The following is an 18735-nucleotide window of genomic DNA, read 5'->3' as shown; positions in this document are numbered from 1 at the left end:
TCCTCAGTGTGCTCAGGGCTGATCCGCCGTCCATTCCAGCGGAACGTTCGACGCTGGCGTCGTGCTCGGAGGGATGTCGTAGTGGCGGATCAGGAGGTTCACCATATCGTGAAAGGCCGGGATGGCCCCGCCGCTGGTGCGGATGGTCTGGGGGCTGTCGTACATCGTCAGGACCACGAATTGCGGGTCATCGACGGGGAAGACGCCGGCCACCGAGATCATCATGCGATTGGGGTCGTAGCCCGAGCCGTCGGCGTATGCCATCTGCGCGGTGCCGGTCTTCGCGGCGATGCGGTAGCCCTCGATCGGGAAGGTGTCGTAGCCGTAGTCGGTGACGACATGCTCGAGCACCTCGAGGGTGGATCGCGCCGTGTCCTCACTGACGACGCGCTGCCCCGCGGGCAGCTCAGGCGCGGTCACCTCGCCCTCAGCATCGGTGCAGCCGGCGATCAGCTGCACCGGCAGGTGCACGCCGCCGTTGCCCATCGCCTGGTAGGCAGAGGCCAGCTGCATCGGGGTCGCTGCGATGCCCTGCCCGAAGAGCACGTTGAGCTGGGTCTGCGGGTCGAGCGCCCCGAGGTCGCGCAGCGGCACATCCTGCTCGCCGGCGAAGCCGACGGCCGTCCGCTCGCCGAAGCCGAAGCGGTCGAGGTAGTCGGTGAAGTCATCGCGGTCGAGCTGCTGACCGAGCTCGACCATGCCGACGTTCGAGGAGTTCACGAGGATGCCGGCGGCGGTCCACTGCTCGACGGGGTGCGAGTGCGCGTCGCGCACGCGGGTGCCCTGCCCGCTGTAGGTCCACGGCACGCTCATCTCCTGCGTGCGCTCGATGAGCCCGAGGTCGAGCATGGCCGCCCAGGAGAAGGTCTTGAAGATCGAGCCCGGCTCGTAGGCAGCGGTGAAGGCGCGTGAGCCGCGGTCGCGCTGGGCGGCGGCGGTCGGATCGTTCGGGTCCACCGTCGGCGACTCGGCGATCGCCACGACGGTGCCGTCGGTGCGCATGACGATGCTCGTGCCGCTGCGGGCGCGCAGCTGCGAGGTGTACTGGGCGGTCAGCTGCTGCACCTGGTACTGCACGTCGGCGTCGATCGTGAGCTCCACCGAGCCGCCGTCCACCGCGGGCTCGGTGACCACCGAGCCCGGGATGGGGGTGCCGTCGGCCGAGCGATCGAAGGTGCGCTGCCCCGAGTGCGCTGCGAGGCAGGCGTCCTGGCTGCGCTCGATGCCGGCCAGCGGATCATCGGTGCCCATGAAGCCGACCAGGTTGCCGCCGACGGAGCCCGCCGGGTAGACGCGCTGCGGGTTCAGCCGCAGGTAGACCCAGGGGATGCCGAGGTCGCGCACCGCCTCGTACTGCCGCGCGTCGAGCCCGTCGGCGAGCATCAGGTAGTCGGAGTCGGGATTGCGCTCGAGCTCGGCGTAGATCATCGCCTGCAGGTCGTGCGGGTCGTCGCCGGTGATGCCGCCGATCTGCACGAGCGCGTCGCCGACGGTGAGCTCCTCGTCGACGGCGTCGATGCCCGGCTCGAGGTCGCGCGTGTACTGCGGCGAGACCGTCAGGTCCCAGCGGTCGACGCTCTCGGCGAGCACGGTGCCGGCGGAGTCGACGATCGGGCCGCGCGTGCCGAAGAGCGTCTGGGAGACGCCGCGTCGCCCATCCGCCTCGGCATTGAGCGCCTCGGCGCGCACGAGCTGGATGTCGGCCAGCCGCACCACGAAGGTCGCCAGCAGGGCGAAGGTCAGGATCGCGACCATCGCCGTTCGCATGCCGCTGCGGGAGCGCTTGCGCTTGGCCGCCACTGTCACCTCCGCTGCCTTCTCTCGCGTGCGCGAGGGTCGTCTCTGTTCGGGGTCGTCAGCACGGTATCGGCGGGTGGGGCCTCAGCTCCGCCGCCACGCCCTCACTCGCCCGGAGCCGCCGGCAGCAGGGTGCCGGGCGCGGGCTGCGCCGCCTCGGCCGCCGCCGCACCGGTCTCAGTGGTCGCTGCGGCAGCAGCGCCCGCATCATCGGTCGCGGCCGCTGCCGGAGCGCCCTCGCCGGCAGGCAGCAGCATGCCGGGGTAGGGCGCGATCTCCTCGCGCACCTGCTCGACGGTGGCTGCGATCTGCGGCTGCGTCTGCAGCAGCGCGTTGGGCACGTACATGCCGAAACGGTCGAGCGCCGGCACCTGCATGTGCAGGGCGTCGGGGCCGCCGGCGGTCGCCGTGCCCGAGAGCGTCAGGAACTGCGAGGGCTGTCCCGCGAGCATGCCGAGCTCGTCGGCGGCGACGGCGACGTGCTGCGGCGAGGCGAGCACCGCGACGTCCTCCCCCAGTGCCTGCTCGGTGCGGGCCAATGCGCTCGACTCGCCGCCCAGCGCATTGAGCGTGTAGGCGCCCTCGCTGATCACGACCGTCAGGCCGAGCTGCGCCGCGACGATGCCCGCGAGACCAGCCAGCGCGAGCACGCCGTGCACCAGCCGCGGTGCCCGTCGCACGCTGGGCGTGGGCAGCGCCCGCAGGTGCCGGCGAGGATCGGGGGCGAGACCGGGATCGACGCCGTGCTGATGGGCATCGTGCTGATCAACACCGTGCTGCTCGGCACCGGTGGCGTCGACGTGGATGCTGGCGATGGCTGCGTTGCTCATGGCTGCTCCCCCCTGCTGGGGCTGGTCGCGGGCGTGAAGGTGAGGGGTCGGATGCGCTCGGCCGCGCGCAGGCGGACGGGCGTGGAACGAGGGTTGGCGGCGCGCTCGGTCTCATCGGCGAGCTCGGCGCCGCGCACCAGCAGCCGCAGGTGCGGCGCGTGCTCGGGCAGCTCGACCGGCAGGTCGCGGGGCGTCGTGGAGGCGACTGCCGCCTGCAGCGCGCGCTTCACGATGCGGTCCTCGAGCGACTGGTAGGCGAGCACGACGAGGCGGCCGCCGACGGCGAGCGCGTCGATCGCGGCGGGCATCGTGCGCTCGAGGATCGCCAGCTCCTGGTTGACCTCGATCCGCAGCGCCTGGAAGACGCGCTTGGCCGGGTGGCCCTGGTTGGCCAGCGCCCGCGGCGTCGCCGCCTGCAGGATGTCGACGAGCTGCGCGGAGGTCTCGATGGGCGCCTCGGCGCGGGCTGCCACGATGGCGCGGGCGTAGCGGTCGGCGAGCTTCTCGTCGCCGTACACCTTGAACAGCCGCGACAGCTCGCGGTCGCTGCGCTCAGCGAGGATCGTGGCGGCGGTCGTCTCACCCGACTGCCCCATGCGCATGTCGAGCGGCGCGTCCTTCGCGTAGGCGAAGCCGCGGTCGGCGGCGTCGAGCTGCAGGCTCGAGACCCCCAGGTCGAGCAGGATGCCGTCGGCGGCCTCGGCGCCGGCGGCTTCGAGCGCCTCGTCGATGCGGTCGTAGGTGGTCTGCACCGGGAGGAAGCGCCCGCCGAAGCGCGCCAGGCGCTCCCCCGCGAGCCGGATGGCGTCGGGGTCGCGGTCGATGCCGGCCACCACGAGCGTCGGGTGCGCGGCGAGCATCGCCTCGGTGTGGCCGCCCATGCCGAGCGTGCCGTCGATGACGAGCGGCGTGCGGCCGGCGGCGGCAGCCGCCTCGATCGCGGGGGCGAGCAGCGCTAGCGTGCGCTCGAGCATGACCGGGGTGTGGAGGGCGGATGCGTCCATGTCGTTCCCTGCTCCGTCCCGGCTCCTGATCCCCATCCGCGCGACGCGACACCGGGGAAGGTGTGTCGCGGCGCCCAGCTGAGGGTCACGAGCCGGGTCAGAAGATGCCGGGGATCACCTCCTCCGTCGTCGATGCGAAGTCGGCCTCCTTGGCCGCGTAGTACTCGTTCCAGGCCTGGGTGTCCCAGATCTCGGCGCGGGAGCCCGCGCCGATCACCGTGAGCTCGCGGCCGAGGCCGGCGTAGTCGCGCAGGTTCCCGGGGATCGTGACGCGGTGCTGGCTGTCGGCCTGCTCGCTCGAGGCGCCCGAGAGGAACAGCCGCAGGAAGTCGCGCGCGCCGGCCGAGGTGAGCGGCGCCTGCCGGATCTGCTCGTGCACGCGCTCGAACTCAGCTCTCGAGAAGACGTAGATGCAGCGCTCCTGGCCGCGGGTGAGCACGAGGCCGCCCTCAAGCTCCTGCCGGAACTTCGCCGGGAGGATCACGCGGCCCTTGTCGTCGAGCTTGGGCGTGTGCGTGCCGAGGAACACATCGCCCCCTCTCGTCCGGCCTGCGAGATCCACCAGCATCCGCCGGTTTCCTCCACAGTACTCCACTTCACGCCACAGTTGCTCAGCATTTGCCATGCAAGACGGCGTGTTCTCAACAATTCATTGGGTGAATGCGGTGGAGGGGTTTTGGAGCAACCAGGCACGCACGCAGGCCGTGCGCCGGCCGCCAGGCGGGCGTGCGCAGCGAACCAGCAGCTTGCGGGCACAGAAAAAGGGCCGACTCGTGCGAGTCGGCCCTGCGCTGCCCGGGAGCTGCGCTGCCCGGGGAGGGAGTGTGGAGCGGTGTGGAGGCGACTACCGCTGGTTGCGGTCGTCCCACTCCTGAGCGAGGCGATCCATCAGGCTCGGCGCCTGCTTCGCGGGTGCGGGGCCCTGCCCTGCAGCATGCTTCGCCGCGGCCTCGTCGCCCGTGGCGGGCTTCGACGCCGAGAGCGCCCAGAGCGCACCGGCGACGGCGACGGCGAAGCCGGCGACACCGATGATCAGGAGCTTGGCGCTCACACCGACGATGACCAGCACCAGCCCGACGACGATACCGAGCACGCCGACGGCGACCTTGGTGTAGTTGACGGTGCGGGGCCCGGCCGACGTGCTGACGATGTCGGCCTCGTGCTTGTAGAGATTGCGCTCCATCTCATCGAGCAGTCGCTGCTCGTTCTCGGAGAGGCCCATCTCGCACCCCTTTCGCTCAACCGGTGCGGAAGGTCAGTCTACGGCTTCCGGCTGTCAATCGCATGTGGCTGAATAGCATGGACCCTGTGTCAGCACAGCAGCGCTTCGCCCAGGCCGTCGAGGCGTCGATCCAGCAGTACCTGGACGAGCGGGAGGCGGCGCTCACCGAGCTCGCCTCCGACGCCACCCCCCTCATCCGCCTGGTGCGAGAGATGGTCTCGGGCGGCAAGCGCGTGCGCAGCGCCTTCGTGCTCTGGGGCTGGCATGCCGTGACGGCGGCGCGACCCGACGCATCCCACACCGCCGGCACCGAGCAGGACCCGGCGTGGGCCGACGCCGTGGGCGTCGCGACCGCCATCGAGCTCTTCCACGCCGCGGCGCTCGTGCACGACGACATCATCGACCAGTCCGACACCCGCAGGGGCCGTCCGTCGATGCACCGCTCGCTCGAAGCGATGCACCGCGACCGCGAATGGGTCGGCGACGCCGGCTCGTGGGGCGAGCACGCCGCGCTGCTGGCGGGCGACCTGCTGCTCAACTGGGCGGACGACCGGATGCTGCGCGCCTGCAGGCGGGCGGCGCACGGCGACGCGGTGCACGACGCCTACCGCCGCATGCGCGAGGAGGTCACCTTCGGCCAGTACCTCGACGTGCTCGAGGAGGCGGCGTGGATCAGGCAGGAGCCCGCGACGCTGCTCGACCGCGCCCACACCGTCGCGATCTACAAGTCGGCGAAGTACTCGGTGGAGGCGCCGCTGACGCTCGGGGCGCTGCTGGCCGGCGGCTCCAAGGCGCAGCTCGACGCGCTCGCCGGCTACGGGCTGCCCGTCGGCGTCGCCTTCCAGATGCGCGACGACCTGCTGGGCGTGTTCGGCGACCCGGAGGTGACGGGCAAGCCCGCCGGCGACGATCTGCGCGAGGGCAAGCGCACGGTGCTGGTGGAGATCGCTCGCCAGCGCCTCTCCTCCGGCGTGCGCACGATGCTCGACGAGCTGCTGGGCGATCGCGAGCTCGACGAGCGGCAGATCGCGATCCTGCAGGACGCCATCCAGCGCTCGGAGGCGCCGCAGCGCCTGGAGGCGCTCATCGACCGCGCGGTCGGCGAGGCGCTCGAGTCGCTGCACGACGGCGAGCTCTCGCGCTCGGCCGTGCTCGAGCTCGAGCGGCTCGCCGACGCGGTCGCCAAGCGCGACCGGTAGCTCAGCCCTGCAGCTGGGCGGCGCGCCGCACCTCGGCCTTGCGGCCCTGGCGCATCGCGTCGAGCGGCGTCGTGCCGAGCGCGTCGTCGACGCCGAGCAGCCAGTCGATGGCCTCGTCCTCGGTGAAGCCCAGATCGAGCAGCACGAGCAGCGTGCCGCGAGTCTCCGACATCGGCTCGCCGTCGCGCAGCACGGCCGCCGGCACCTGCACGGGGCCGTTCCTGCGGGTCGCAGGCAGGCGATGCTCCTCGATCAGGCGGTGGATGCGTCCCACCGGCTCATCGAGGATCTCGACCAGGTCGGGCACGGTGAGCCACTCGGGGGCTCGGGTCTCGGTCTCTGGGTTCACTGCGTCTGGGTTCGCTGCGTCGTCCGTCACGCATCCATCATGCCCTGAACCCCACGGGGATCGGCGTGGATCACCGGGATCCAGCCCCGCACCGCCTATTCTCACTGCGTGCCCGTCGACTCCCGCGATCCCGTCATCGGACGGACGATCGACCGTCGGTACGAGGTGGGCGAACGCATCGCCCGCGGCGGCATGGCGAGCGTCTACACCGGGCTCGACCTGCGGCTGGACCGCAAGGTCGCCGTCAAGGTGATGCACCCGCACCTGGGCGATGATCCGGAGTTCCGGGAGCGCTTCATCCAGGAGGCGAAGGCGGCCGCCCGCCTCGCGCACCCGAACGTCGTCAACACCTACGACCAGGGCGAGGACGGCGATCTCGCCTGGCTCGTGATGGAGCTCGTGCCCTCCATCACGCTGCGCGACCTGCTCGCCGAGCGCGGCCGCATCACGCCGGAGCAGTCGCTCGACGTGCTCGAGGCGGTGCTGGCCGGGCTCGCCGCCGCCCATCGCGCGGGCATCGTGCACCGCGACCTGAAGCCCGAGAACATCCTGCTGGCGCACGACGGCCGCATCAAGATCGGCGACTTCGGGCTCGCCCGCGCCGCCAGCCAGAACACCGCGACCGGCAAGGCGCTGCTGGGCACCATCGCCTACCTCTCCCCCGAGCTCGTCACCCGCGGCATCGCCGACACCCGCAGCGACATCTACGCGGTGGGCATCATGCTGTTCGAGATGCTCACCGGCAGGCAGCCGTTCACCGGCGACGAGCCGATGCAGATCGCCTATCAGCACGCCAACGACGATGTGCCGCTGCCCTCGAGCAGCACGCAGGGCATCCCCGACGCGCTGGACTCGCTCGTGCACTGGGCGACCCAGCGCGACCCGAACCTGCGACCCGCCGACGCCGCCGAGATGCTCGCCGAGCTGCACGCCATCCGGGAGCGGGGCATCGACACCCCGACGACCGTGCTGCCCTTCCTCACGGAGGACGAGCGCTCGACCACCGTGATTGAGCGGCCGAAGAAGCAGCGCAGGCCGATCGCCGCCGAGCCGGAGGTCGTGCAGGACGGCGGCGACGGCAAGGCGACCACGGCGCTCATCCGACGCGTCACCCTGCGCCGCCGGCGCGGCATCCTCTGGCTCGCGCTCGTACTGCTGGGCGTGCTGCTGGCCGCCGGCGTCGGCTGGTGGTTCAACGGCGGGCCTGGCGGCAGCGCGACCGTGCCCGATGTGGCGGGCACCGCCGAGGCCGACGCCCGCCTGGCGCTCGCCGAGCACCGCATCGACGTCGACGAGGAGACCGTCAGCGAGCCCGACTACGACGTGCCCGCCGGCCACGTGCTGCGCACGGAGCCGAGCGCCGGCACGGTGATCGGCAACGGCGAGATCGTGCGGCTGGTGCTCTCCGACGGGCGCCGCCAGCTGCCGGTGCCCGACGTGATCGGGCAGCAGCTCGATGCCGTGCGCGCAGCGCTCGCGACCGACTTCGTCGTCGCCGAGCCGATCGACGAGGTCTTCGACGGCGCCGAGGCCGGCACAGTGCTGGCCGCGGCAGACCCCGAGGGCACCTCGCTCACCGACCTCGATGCGCTCGAGGAGCGAACGCCGGTGTCGCTGCGCGTCTCCCTCGGGCCCGTGCCGGCGGCTGCGGGCCAGCCGGCCGACGAGGCCGCTGCCGCCCTGCAGCAGGTGGGGCTGATCGCCGACTTCTCGACCGAGCAGCACTCGCGCGACGTGGCCGCGGGCCACCTGATCTCGGTCACTGTGCCCGAGGGCCTCGTGCACAAGGACAGCACGATCACCGGTGTCGTCTCGGCCGGACCGGTGATGGTGGAGGTGCCCGACGTCGTCGGCCGCTCGATCCAGGAGGCCCTGCAGCTGCTGCGCGACGCGCGCTTGGAGCCGGACCTGCGGACGAACATCCCCGAGGCGCTGTGGGGCTTCCCCACCTCGACGATCCTCTCGCAGGGGGTCGAGGCGGGGAGCTCCGTCGAAGAGGGCACGACCGTGACGATCGACGCGACCTTCTAGCGCGACGGGCCGCAGCGCATCCGCACCACCGGCCGAGCGTCGCGAGGCGCTACGGGCGAGGCGCGGCGCGCAGCTCCTCGGCCACCAGGAACGCCAGCTCGAGCGACTGCATGTGGTTCAGGCGCGGGTCGCAGAGCGACTCATAGCGGGTCTCGAGGGCGATCTCGTCGATCTCCTCGGAACCGCCGAGGCACTCGGTGACGTCGTCGCCGGTGAGCTCGACGTGGATGCCGCCGGGGAAGGTGCCGACCTCGCGGTGCGAGGCGAAGAAGCCGCGCACCTCGTCGACCACGTCGTCGAAGCGGCGCGACTTGTAGCCGTTCTTCGTGGTGATGCCGTTGCCGTGCATGGGGTCTGTGACCCACAGCGGTGTCGACTCGAGCGACTTCGAGGCCTCGAGCAGCCCGGGCAGCACGTCGCGGATGCGGCCGGCACCCATCCGGGTGATGAACGTCAGGCGGCCCGGCTCGCGCTCGGGGTCGAGCTTGTCGACCAGCGCCTCCATGTCGGCGGGCGTCGTCGTCGGGCCGAGCTTCACGCCGATCGGATTGCGCACCCGGGAGAAGAAGTCGACGTGGGCGCCATCGAGTTCGCGCGTGCGCTCGCCGATCCACTGGAAGTGGCTGGAGGTGTTGTAGGCGAGGCCCGTGCGGGAGTCGATGCGCGTCATAGGACGCTCGTAGTCCATCAGCAGGCCCTCATGGCCGGTGAAGAACTCGACGCCCTTGAGCTCGTCGAAGTTGGCGCCGGCGGCCTCCATGAAGCGCACGGCGCGGTCGATCTCGCCCGCGAGCGCCTCGTACCGGGCGAAGGAGGGGTTCTCGCCGAAGCCCTTGTTCCACGAGTGCACCTGGCGCAGGTCGGCGAAGCCACCCTGCGTGAACGCGCGCACCAGGTTCAGCGTCGAGGCGGCCATGTGGTAGCCGCGCAGGATGCGCTGCGGGTCGGCCGCGCGCGACTCGGGCGTGAAGTCGTAGCCGTTGACGATGTCGCCGCGGTAGGCGGGCAGCGTCAGCTCGCCGCGGGTCTCGTTGTCGCTCGAGCGGGGCTTCGCGAACTGGCCGGCCATGCGACCCATCTTGATGACCGGCATCGCGGCGCCGTAGGTGAGCACGACCGCCATCTGCAGGATCGTCTTGACCCGGTTGCGGATGTTGTCGGCCGTGGCGCCGGCGAAGGTCTCGGCGCAGTCGCCGCCCTGCAGCAGGAAGGCCTCGCCGCGGGCGGCAGAGGCGAGCCGGTCGCGCAGCATGTCGACCTCACCGGCGAACACCAGCGGCGGCGAGCTGCGCAGCTCGCGCCGCACCCGCTCGATCGCGGCCTCGTCCTGCCAGCTGGGCTGCTGCTTGATCGGCAGCGCTCGATACGCATCGAGGCCCTGCTCGATGGAGCCCTGCTCCATGAACGAAGGTGTCGCGATGGTGTCGGTCATGCCCTGCCTCAATGCTCCGGCGGCGCTTGTGCGCCGTGTTCCACTCTAGTCGTGGGCGGATCGCCTCAGCGGCCCGTGGACCGGGCCGCGCGCTCGGCCTCGACGCGAGCCTTGACGCTCGAGGCGTAGACGTCGACGTACTCCTGATCGGAGATGCGGTTGAGGGCGACCATGATCTCGTCGGTGATCGAGCGCAGCACGAAGCGGTCGCCCTCGAGGTTGTAGTAGCGCGAGAAGTCGATCGGCTCGCCGAAGATCATCCCGATCCTCCCGACGCGCGGCAGCCGGCTGCCGATCGGCATGATCTTCTCGGTGTCGACCATCACGCAGGGGATGACCGGCACGCGCGCGTCGAGCACCATGCGGGCGACGCCGGTGCGGCCGCGGTACATCTTGCCGTCCGGGCTGCGGGTGCCCTCGGGGTAGATGCCGATGAGCTGGCCCTCCTGCAGCTTCTGCAGCGCCGCATCGAGGCTCTGCGAGCTCTTCTCACCGCCCGAGCGATCCATCGGCAGCTGGCCGACGCCGAGGAAGAACCACCGCATGAGCAGGCCCTTGAGCCCCCTGCCGTTGAAGTAGTCGGACTTCGCCAGGAAGTAGACGCGGCGATCGATGACCAGCGGCATCAGGAAGGAGTCGATCACCGAGAGGTGGTTGCCGGCGATGATCGCACCGCCATGTTCTGGCAGGTTCTCGAGCCCGGCGACCCACGGGCGGAACACCCGGTTGATGTAGGGGCCGACAATCCAATGCCGCAGCAGCCAGTAGATCATCGCCACCTCCTCGGGGGTCGAGCCTAGGGCAGTCGGATGCTCCCTACAGACATGCGCGCCGTTGAGAGATCCTCGCGAGCGCCGACCGTAGACTGAGCCCAACGCACGAACGCCGAAGGAGTCCCAGTGCCTGAGCTCACCATCCCCGAGGGTGTCATCCCTCCCGTCGTCACCCCGGATCCTGAGGCGAACGTCACCGACCTGCTCGAGGACACCGTCCGCAGCCACCCGGACACCCCGCTGTTCTCCGTGCCGGAGGGCGAGGGCTGGCGTGACATCTCCGCCACCGAGTTCAAGCACCAGGTGGTTGCGCTCGCCAAGGGCTTCGTCGCGGCCGGCATCCAGCCGGGCGACTCCGTGGGCTTCATGTGCAAGGTGCGCTACGAGTTCTCGCTCGTCGACTTCGCGCTCTGGTACGCCGGCGCCCGCATGGTGCCCGTCTACGAGACCTCCGCCCCCTCGCAGATCCAGTGGATCCTCTCCGACGGCGGCGCGACCCGCGCGATCCTCGAGGACGCCGAGCTCGTATCGCGCTTCGACGAGGCGCACGGCGACCTGCCCGAGATCCGCGACGTGTGGCGCATCGACCGGGGCGACCTCGACCGGCTGGTCGAGCAGGGCGCCGAGGTCGCCGACGACGAGATCGAGCGCCGCCGCTCGCTCGCGGTCGGCAGCGACATCGCCACCCTCATCTACACCTCCGGCTCCACGGGCCGCCCCAAGGGCACGATGCTGACGCACTCGAACTTCGTCGAGCTGTGCCGAAACGCCGCGGTGGAGATGGCGGACGTCGTCCGTCCCGGCTCCGCGACCCTGCTGTTCGTCACGCAGGCGCACGTGTTCGCGCGCTTCATCTCGGTGCTCGGCATCGCCGCCGCGGTGCGTGTCGGCCACCAGTCCGACACCAAGCAGCTGCTGCCGTCGATGAGCTCGTTCAAGCCCACGTTCTTCCTCGCCGTGCCGCGCGTGTTCGAGAAGGTCTACAACGCCAGCGAGCAGAAGGCCGAGGCCGGCGGCAAGGGCAAGATCTTCCGCGCCGCCGCGCAGGCTGCCGTGGCCCACTCGAAGGCGACCGACGCCGGCCACGTGCCGCTCGGCCTCAAGCTGCGCTTCGCCGTGCTCGACAAGCTCGTGCTCAGCAAGCTCAAGGTGGCGCTGGGCGGCAACGTCAAGTACGCCGTCTCCGGCTCGGCCCCGCTGTCGACGTTCCTGGCGCACTTCTACCGCTCGCTCGGCATCCGCATCCTGGAGGGCTACGGCCTCACCGAGACGACGGCGCCGCTGACGGTCAACGTGCCGAGCAAGTTCAAGATCGGCACCGTCGGCCCGGCGCTGCCCGGCAACGGGGTGAAGATCGCCGAGGACGGCGAGATCCTCGGCAAGGGCGCCGCCGTCTTCGCCGGCTACTGGAACAACGAGCAGGCCACCAAGGAGGCCTTCACCGAGGACGGCTGGTTCCACACCGGCGACATCGGCTCGCTCGACGCGGACGGCTACCTGACCATCACGGGCCGCAAGAAGGAGATCATCGTCACCGCGGCGGGCAAGAACGTCGCCCCGAACGTGCTCGAGGACCCGATCCGCTCCAACACCATCATCGGCCAGCCGGTGGTGGTCGGCGACCAGCGCAAGTTCATCGCGGCGCTCATCACGCTCGACGCCGAGATGCTCGGCACCTGGCTGAAGAACAACGGCCACGACGAGCACATGTCGCTGGCCGACGCGGCAGCCTTCCCGCCGGTCATCGACGAGGTCCGCTCGGCGATCCGGCGCGCGAACAAGCAGGTCTCGCGCGCCGAGTCGGTGCGCAAGTTCGCGATCATCCCGGTGGAGTTCATCGAGGCCAACGGCCACCTGACGCCGAAGATGTCGATCAAGCGCCACAACATCCTGAAGGACTACGCCGCCGAGATCGACGACATCTATGCGTCGAACTCGACCGCGCACGACGTCGGCGAGTGATCGACCCGATCGCGGAGTGAGCGGATGATCGAGCCGAACGCTCCGCAGGATGCCGGGGCGGTCGCCGATCACTACGACGAGCTCGACCTGATCTATCGGCGGGTGTGGGGCGAGCACGTCCACCACGGGCTCTGGACCACGGGGCGCGAGACACCCGCGGAGGCGGTCGAGGCGCTCGTCGACACGGTCGGCGAGCGCCTGCGCCTGCAGCCCGGCCAGGCGTGCGTCGACATCGGCTGCGGCTACGGCGGCACGGCGAGACGGCTCGCGGCGACCCGCGGGGTGCGGGTCAGCGGCGTCACCCTCTCCGCCGAGCAGGTCCGGCACGCGGCGACGCAGCCCGCTCCCGACGTGGAGATCCGCCAGCGCGACTGGCTCGACAGCGGCCTGCCCGGCGCCTCGGCCGACGCCGCGTGGGCGATCGAGTCGAGCGAGCACATGGTGGACAAGCCTGCGTTCTTCGCCGAGGCGCACCGCGTGCTGGCGCCCGGCGGCCGCTTCGTGGTCTGCGCGTGGCTCGCCGAGACGGGCGCGGGCGGCTGGAAGGTGCGCCACCTGCTGGAGCCGATCTGCAGGGAGGGCCGCCTGCCCTCGATGGGCACACGCGAGGAGTATGCGGCGTTGGCGGAGGACGCCGGCTTCGAGATCGCCGGCTACGAGGACGTCAGCCAGCGCGTCGCGCGCACCTGGACGGTCTGCGCACGTCGGCTCGCGCGGGCGCTGGTGGTCGATCGCGAGACCCGCCGCATCGCACTCGCCGCGCGCAACCGCATCTTCGCGCTGTCCTTCCCTCGGCTCATCCTGGCCTACCGCACCGGGGCGATGCGCTACGGCATCTTCACGCTCGTCAAGCCCGAGCCGGCCGAGCAGGACTGAGGCCGGGACGGCTCAGTACCAGTCGGCCTTGCGCACCTCGGCCATCGCGAGCCGGCGCATGTCCTTCTCGAGCGCCTGCAGGTAGAGCTTGCCGTCGAGGTGGGCCATCTCGTGCTGCAGCATCTGCGCCATCAGACCCTCCCCCTCGAGGACGACTTCGTCGCCGGCGGTGTCGACGCCGATGACGCGGCAGAACGGATGGCGCGGGGTGGGGAACCCGAGCTCCGGCACCGACAGGCAGCCCTCGTCCACCAGCTCGGGCTCGCCGCGCACCTCGTCGATGCGCGGGTTGAGCACGTAGCCGAGCTCGCCGTCGACGAGGAAGGAGAAGGCGGCCTTCGCGACCCCGATCTGGCAGGCCGCGACACCCGCACGGCCGGGCAGCTGCACCGTGTCGAGCAGGTCCTGCACCAGCGCGGCCGTGGCGGCGGACCCCGGCTCGACGGGCGTGGCGCGCTCTCGCAGCACCGGATCGCCGAAGACCCGGATCTCGCGCACGCTCATGCCGGCGCCACCACCACGATCAGGTCGCCCGCCTGCACCGGTGTCGTGCCCGGCAGCGCGAGCCGCTCGATCGTGCCGGCGACCGGGGTCGTGATCGCGGCCTCCATCTTCATCGCCTCGATGGTGGCGACGGCGTCGCCGGCCGCGACCGTGTCGCCCTCGGCGACCTTGACGGTGACCGCCCCCGCGAAGGGGGCTGCGATCTGGCCCGGCACTGACGCATCCGCCTTCTCCACCTGCGGCTTCTCGACCTTCACCGAGCGATCGCGCACGTAGACGGGGCGCAGCTGGCCGCCCAGCACCGTCATGACGGTGACCATGCCGTCGTCGTCGGGCTCGCCGACCGCCTCGAGCTCGACGTTGAGGGTGACGCCGCGGCCGATGCCGACGTGGTGCTCCACGCTCTGCTGCATGCCGTAGAGGTAGTCGATCGTGTCGACCACCGAGAGATCGCCATACTGCTCGCGGCTCTCGTCGAAGGCCTTGGTGGGACCGGCGAAGAGCAGCTCGTTGAGCGCGTGCTGGCGATCGGCGCCGGGCTCCTGCAGCCGCGCGGCCTGCTCGGGCTCGAGCGGCGTGACCGAGATGTCGACCTCGCGCCCGGCGAGCACCTTCGAGCGGAAGGGCTCGGGCCAGCCGCCGGGCAGGTCGCCCAGCTCGCCCGCCATGAAGCCGATCACCGAGTCGGGGATGTCGAACCCCCGCGGGTCGGCCTCGAACTCCTCGGGGCTCACGCCCTGCGCGACCAGCTGCAGCGCCAGGTCGCCGACCACCTTCGACGAGGGCGTGACCTTCGTCGGGCGGCCCAGGATGCGGGACGCCGCGGCGTACCAGTCCTCGATCTTCTCGAAGTCGTCCGCGAGGCCGAGCGCGATCGCCTGCTGGCGCAGGTTCGAGAGCTGGCCGCCGGGGATCTCGTGGTGGTAGACGCGCCCGGTGGGGCCGGGCAGGCCCGACTCGAACGGCTTGTAGAGGCGCCGCACGGCCTCCCAGTAGGGCTCGAGCTCGCTCACTGCATCCAGCGAGATGCCCGTGTCGCGCTCGGTGTGGGCGACGGCGGCGACGAGCGCCGACAGCGACGGCTGGCTGGTGGTGCCCGACATCGGCGCGCTGGCCACGTCGACGGCGTCGACGCCCGCCTCCGAGGCGGCGAGCAGGGTGGCGAGCTGGCCGCCGGCGGTGTCGTGCGTGTGCAGGTGCACCGGCAGGTCGAATCGCTCGCGCAGCGCAGTGACGAGCTTGGAGGCCGCCCCGGCGCGCAGCAGACCCGCCATGTCCTTGATCGCCAGCACGTGCGCACCGGCGTCGACGATGCGCTCGGCGAGCCGCAGGTAGTAGTCGAGCGTGTAGAGATCCTCGGCCGGGTTCAGCATGTCGCCCGAGTAGCAGAAGGCCACTTCGGCGACCGTGGTGCCGGTCTCCAGCACCGCATCGATCGCCGGCCGCATCTGGTCGACGTCGTTGAGCGCGTCGAAGATGCGGAACACGTCGATGCCGGTCGCGGCCGCCTCCTCCACGAACGCCGTCGTGACCTCGGTCGGGTAGGGCGTGTAGCCGACGGTGTTGCGGCCGCGCAGCAGCATCTGCAGCGGGATGTTGGGCATCGCCTCACGGATGCGGGCGAGGCGCTCCCACGGGTCCTCCCCCAGGAAGCGCAGCGCCACGTCGTAGGTGGCGCCTCCCCAGGCTTCCATCGACAGCAGCTGTGGCGTCATGCGCGCCACGTGCGGCGCGACCGCGACCAGGTCGGCGGTGCGCACGCGGGTGGCGAGCAGCGACTGGTGCGCGTCGCGGAAGGTGGTCTCGGTGACCGCGAGCGAGGTGCGCTCGCGCAGTGCGCCCGCCCAGCCGGCCGGGCCGAGCTCGAGCAGCCGCTGGCGCTCGCCGTCGGGCGCGGGCGCGTCGAGGTCGATCTCGGGCAGCTTGATCGCCGGGTTGATGACGCCGTCGGCCGAGCCGTGCGGCTGGTTGACGGTCACGTCGGCCAGCCACGAGAGCACCTTCGAGGCACGGTCCTTCGGCGGGTTGATGCGCGTGAGCTCGGGGTGCTCGTCGATGAAGTGCGTCGAGACGTCGCCGGCGCGGAACTCCTCGTCGTCGAGCAGGTTCAGCAGGAACGGGATGTTCGTGGCCACGCCGCGGATGCGGAACTCGCTGACCGCGCGGTGGGCACGGCGGATGGCGGTGTCGAGATCGCGGCCGCGGCAGGTGACCTTCGCGAGCATGGAGTCGAAGTGGGGGCTCACCTCGGTGCCGGGGTTGATGGTGCCGCCGTCGAGGCGGACGCCGGCGCCGCCGGGCGAGCGGTAGGCGGTGATGCGGCCGGTGTCGGGGCGGAAGCCGTCCGCCGGGTTCTCGGTCGTCACACGGCACTGCAGCGCGGCGCCGTGCATCTCGATGTGCTGCTGCTGCAGCCCGAGCTCTGCCAGCGTCTCCCCCGCGGCGATGCGGATCTGGCTGCCGACGAGGTCGACGTCGGTGATCTCCTCGGTGACGGTGTGCTCGACCTGGATGCGCGGGTTCATCTCGATGAACACGTGCTCGCCGGCGCGCTCGCCGGCGGTGTCGAGCAGGAACTCGACCGTGCCGGCGTTGACGTAGCCGATCGACTTCGCGAAGGCGATCGCGTCGCGGTACATCGCCGCGCGCTGCTCCTCGCTCAAGTTGGGCGCGGGCGCGAGCTCGACCACCTTCTGGTGGCGGCGCTGCACCGAGCAGTCGCGCTCGAACAGGTGCACCGTCTCGCCGGTGGCGTCGGCGAGGATCTGCACCTCGATGTGGCGCGGGCGCACGACGGCCTGCTCGATGAACATGGTGGCGTCGCCGAACGCGCTGTCGGCCTCGCGCATCGCGGCCTCCAGCGCCTCCCGGAGGTCCTCGCGACGCTGGACCAGCCGCATCCCACGGCCGCCGCCGCCGGCGACCGCCTTGCAGAAGACCGGGAAGCCGATCTCGTCGGCGCCGGCGAGCAGCACGTCCATGTCGGTGGTGGCGGGCGTCGAGGCCAGCACGGGCACGCCAGCGGCGATCGCGTGCTCCTTCGCCGTCACCTTGTTGCCGGCCATGGCCAGAACCGATGCGCCGGGGCCGACGAAGGTGATGCCGGCCTCTGCGGCGGCGGTGGCGAGCTCGGGGTTCTCGCTCAGGAAGCCGTAGCCGGGGTAGATCGCGTCGGCGCCGGCATCCTTGGCGACCCGGATGATCTCGCTCACCGTCAGGTACGCGCGCACCGGCCGGCCCGGCTCGCCGATCTGGTAGGCCTCGTCGGCCTTCTGGCAGTGCAGCGAGTTTCGGTCCTCGTGGGCGAAGACGGCGACCGTCTTCACCCCCAGCTCATTGGCTGCCCGGAAGGCTCGGATCGCGATCTCGCCGCGGTTGGCTACGAGCAGCTTCGTGAACATGCAGGAACCCTCCGAGGTGTGGCGGCGTTTCCGATCCAATCTAGTGCCGCTAGGCTTGGCCGCCGTGCACGTACTCTCGATCAGCTCCCTCAAAGGCGGCGTCGGCAAGACCACGGTGACGCTCGGTCTCGCCTCCGCCGCATTCGCGAAGGGTCTCCGCACCCTGGTGGTCGATCTCGACCCGCAATCCGATGCCTCCACCGGCATGGACATCGAGATCGAGGGCCGCCTCAACATCGCCGATGTGCTCGCCAACCCGAAGGACAAGGTCGTCCAGCAGGCGATCTCGCCCTCGGGGTGGACCCAGGGCCACGGCGGCACCATCGACGTGCTGATCGGTTCGCCCTCGGCCATCAACTTCGACGGCCCGCACCCCACCATCAAGGACATCTGGAAGCTCGAGACGGCCCTCACGACCGTCGAGAACGACTACGACCTCGTGCTGGTCGACTGCGCCCCCTCGCTCAACGCGCTCACGCGCACCGCCTGGGCGGCCTCCGACCGCGTGCTGGTGGTCACCGAGCCCGGCCTGTTCTCGGTCGCCGCCGCCGACCGCGCGCTGCGCGCGATCGAGGAGATCCGCCGCGGTCTCAGCCCGCGCCTGCAGCCGCTCGGCATCGTCGTGAACCGCGCGCGGCCGCAGTCGCTCGAGCACCAGTACCGCATCCAGGAGCTCAAGGACATGTTCGGCCCGCTCGTGCTCGACGCGGTGCTGCCCGAGCGCACCTCGATGCAGCAGGCGCAGGGCGCCGCCCGGCCGCTGCACGTGTGGCCCGGCGAGGGCGCGCAGGAGATGGCGCTGCAGTTCGACGAGCTGCTGCAGCTGGTGCTGACCGCTGCCGGCCGCGCCGGCGACGAGGCGGCATCCGGCCGCCGCATCCCGGCGCCGACCGCCGCGGTCGATGCCACGGCTGCGGCAGAGCTCGAGGAGGCCGCGGCTGAGGCTGAGGCCGCCGAGGGCGACGCGGGCGACGCCGACAAGAAGTAGCGACACCGCACGCCCGAACGCGAGATTGGCCGCTCCCCCGCTCGAGTGGTCAGTCCCCCGCTCGAGTGGCCAGTCCCCCGCTCGAGTGGCCAGTCCCCCGCTCGAGTGGCCAGCCCCCCGCTCGAGTGGCCAGCCCCCCGCTCGAGTGGCCAGCCCCCCGCTCGAGTGGCCAGCCCCCCGCTCGAGTGGCCAGTCCCCCGCTCGAGTGGCCAGTCCCCCGCTCGAGTGGCCAGTCCCCCGCTCGAGTGGCCAGTCCCCCGCTCGAGTGGCCAGTCTTCGCGTGAATGCTCGGACGAGGGCATTGTGTTTTCGTGCGTCGGCTCGATCGAGCCGCTTGAACACACCAGGGTCCACGCAAGCGCGGAGG

At 71.2% G+C, this 18735-nt stretch carries 15 protein-coding genes; 5 read left to right on the top strand and 10 right to left on the bottom strand.

From position 1 onward, the window contains the following. Positions 1 to 12: 12 nt before the first annotated feature. The 5 genes from BM288_RS11730 to BM288_RS11710 form a co-directional block, all read right to left on the bottom strand. Complete coding sequence (locus BM288_RS11730; protein WP_143103102.1) at positions 13 to 1806, bottom strand: peptidoglycan D,D-transpeptidase FtsI family protein; 1794 nt, start codon at positions 1804 to 1806, stop codon at positions 13 to 15. A gap of 95 nt (positions 1807 to 1901) precedes the next feature. Beyond that, the gene (locus tag BM288_RS11725) at positions 1902 to 2627 is read right to left on the bottom strand and encodes a cell division protein FtsL (RefSeq protein WP_092919105.1); all 726 of its coding nucleotides are present in this window, start codon (positions 2625 to 2627) and stop codon (positions 1902 to 1904) included. Beyond that, positions 2624 to 3631, bottom strand: a complete 1008-nt coding sequence (rsmH, locus tag BM288_RS11720; RefSeq protein ID WP_092919104.1) for a 16S rRNA (cytosine(1402)-N(4))-methyltransferase RsmH — start codon at positions 3629 to 3631, stop codon at positions 2624 to 2626. Before rsmH ends, BM288_RS11725 begins: the two co-directional genes overlap by 4 nt. Before the next feature lie 97 nt (positions 3632 to 3728). Further along, positions 3729 to 4160 (bottom strand): division/cell wall cluster transcriptional repressor MraZ, encoded by a 432-nt coding sequence (gene mraZ / locus BM288_RS11715; RefSeq protein WP_092919780.1) that lies wholly within the window; start codon positions 4158 to 4160, stop codon positions 3729 to 3731. A 315-nt stretch (positions 4161 to 4475) separates the two neighbouring features. After that, entirely contained in the window at positions 4476 to 4853 is a 378-nt protein-coding gene (locus BM288_RS11710) for a DUF3040 domain-containing protein (protein ID WP_092919103.1), read from the bottom strand. 86 nt (positions 4854 to 4939) lie between these two features. Between BM288_RS11710 and BM288_RS11705 the strand changes: the two genes are divergently transcribed. Beyond that, a complete protein-coding gene (locus BM288_RS11705; RefSeq protein WP_318255529.1) occupies positions 4940 to 6052 on the top strand; it encodes a polyprenyl synthetase family protein in 1113 nt (370 codons plus the stop codon). A 1-nt stretch (position 6053) separates the two neighbouring features. Here the strand turns inward: BM288_RS11705 and BM288_RS11700 are convergent, their stop codons facing one another. After that, the gene (locus BM288_RS11700) at positions 6054 to 6431 is read right to left on the bottom strand and encodes an Rv2175c family DNA-binding protein (RefSeq protein ID WP_318255528.1); all 378 of its coding nucleotides are present in this window, start codon (positions 6429 to 6431) and stop codon (positions 6054 to 6056) included. A gap of 78 nt (positions 6432 to 6509) precedes the next feature. On the opposite strand from BM288_RS11700, the gene pknB reads away from it, so the two are divergent. Further along, positions 6510 to 8432, top strand: a complete 1923-nt coding sequence (gene pknB / locus BM288_RS11695; RefSeq protein ID WP_318255527.1) for a Stk1 family PASTA domain-containing Ser/Thr kinase — start codon at positions 6510 to 6512, stop codon at positions 8430 to 8432. Positions 8433 to 8481: 49 nt separating this feature from the next. On the opposite strand, the gene BM288_RS11690 is transcribed toward pknB, so the two are convergent. Together BM288_RS11690 and BM288_RS11685 are read right to left on the bottom strand one after the other, a co-directional pair. Beyond that, complete coding sequence (locus tag BM288_RS11690) at positions 8482 to 9864, bottom strand: class II 3-deoxy-7-phosphoheptulonate synthase (protein WP_318255526.1); 1383 nt, start codon at positions 9862 to 9864, stop codon at positions 8482 to 8484. A gap of 65 nt (positions 9865 to 9929) precedes the next feature. After that, positions 9930 to 10637, bottom strand: a complete 708-nt coding sequence (locus tag BM288_RS11685) for a lysophospholipid acyltransferase family protein (protein ID WP_092919101.1) — start codon at positions 10635 to 10637, stop codon at positions 9930 to 9932. A gap of 126 nt (positions 10638 to 10763) precedes the next feature. Here BM288_RS11685 and BM288_RS11680 point away from each other — a divergent pair, with 126 nt between their 5' ends. Both BM288_RS11680 and BM288_RS11675 read left to right on the top strand, forming a co-directional pair. Next, the gene (locus tag BM288_RS11680; protein WP_404799714.1) at positions 10764 to 12599 is read left to right on the top strand and encodes an AMP-dependent synthetase/ligase; all 1836 of its coding nucleotides are present in this window, start codon (positions 10764 to 10766) and stop codon (positions 12597 to 12599) included. Between the two features lie 24 nt (positions 12600 to 12623). Beyond that, positions 12624 to 13475, top strand: coding sequence for a class I SAM-dependent methyltransferase (locus BM288_RS11675; protein ID WP_092919100.1), 852 nt, complete (start codon positions 12624 to 12626; stop codon positions 13473 to 13475). Between the two features lie 12 nt (positions 13476 to 13487). Here the strand turns inward: BM288_RS11675 and BM288_RS11670 are convergent, their stop codons facing one another. Together BM288_RS11670 and BM288_RS11665 are read right to left on the bottom strand one after the other, a co-directional pair. Continuing rightward, on the bottom strand, positions 13488 to 13979 hold the full coding sequence (locus BM288_RS11670) for a peptide deformylase (RefSeq protein WP_092919099.1): 492 nt from the start codon (positions 13977 to 13979) through the stop codon (positions 13488 to 13490). Continuing rightward, on the bottom strand, positions 13976 to 17380 hold the full coding sequence (locus BM288_RS11665; RefSeq protein WP_092919098.1) for a pyruvate carboxylase: 3405 nt from the start codon (positions 17378 to 17380) through the stop codon (positions 13976 to 13978). Before BM288_RS11665 ends, BM288_RS11670 begins: the two co-directional genes overlap by 4 nt. A 64-nt stretch (positions 17381 to 17444) precedes the next feature. On the opposite strand from BM288_RS11665, the gene BM288_RS11660 reads away from it, so the two are divergent. Beyond that, a complete protein-coding gene (locus tag BM288_RS11660; RefSeq protein ID WP_092919097.1) occupies positions 17445 to 18368 on the top strand; it encodes a ParA family protein in 924 nt (307 codons plus the stop codon). Positions 18369 to 18735: the final 367 nt, after the last annotated feature.

The sequence above is a fragment of the Agrococcus baldri genome (genome assembly GCA_900114805.1).
Classification (GTDB): Bacteria; Actinomycetota; Actinomycetes; order Actinomycetales; family Microbacteriaceae; genus Agrococcus; species Agrococcus baldri.
Note: the sequence above shows the minus strand (reverse complement) of the source record. Positions and strands in the feature narration are given on the sequence as shown.

What these genes read in the sequence shown, in the direction of transcription:
- BM288_RS11725 (WP_092919105.1), bottom strand. Translation starts at nt 2,627, where the DNA reads ATGAGCAACGCAGCCATCGCCAGCATCCACGTCGACGCCACCGGTGCC.
- rsmH (WP_092919104.1), bottom strand. Translation starts at nt 3,631, where the DNA reads ATGGACGCATCCGCCCTCCACACCCCGGTCATGCTCGAGCGCACGCTA.
- BM288_RS11710 (WP_092919103.1), bottom strand. Translation starts at nt 4,853, where the DNA reads ATGGGCCTCTCCGAGAACGAGCAGCGACTGCTCGATGAGATGGAGCGC.
- BM288_RS11690 (WP_318255526.1), bottom strand. Translation starts at nt 9,864, where the DNA reads ATGACCGACACCATCGCGACACCTTCGTTCATGGAGCAGGGCTCCATC.
- BM288_RS11685 (WP_092919101.1), bottom strand. Translation starts at nt 10,637, where the DNA reads ATGATCTACTGGCTGCTGCGGCATTGGATTGTCGGCCCCTACATCAAC.
- BM288_RS11675 (WP_092919100.1), top strand. Translation starts at nt 12,624, where the DNA reads ATGATCGAGCCGAACGCTCCGCAGGATGCCGGGGCGGTCGCCGATCAC.
- BM288_RS11670 (WP_092919099.1), bottom strand. Translation starts at nt 13,979, where the DNA reads ATGAGCGTGCGCGAGATCCGGGTCTTCGGCGATCCGGTGCTGCGAGAG.
- BM288_RS11665 (WP_092919098.1), bottom strand. Translation starts at nt 17,380, where the DNA reads ATGTTCACGAAGCTGCTCGTAGCCAACCGCGGCGAGATCGCGATCCGA.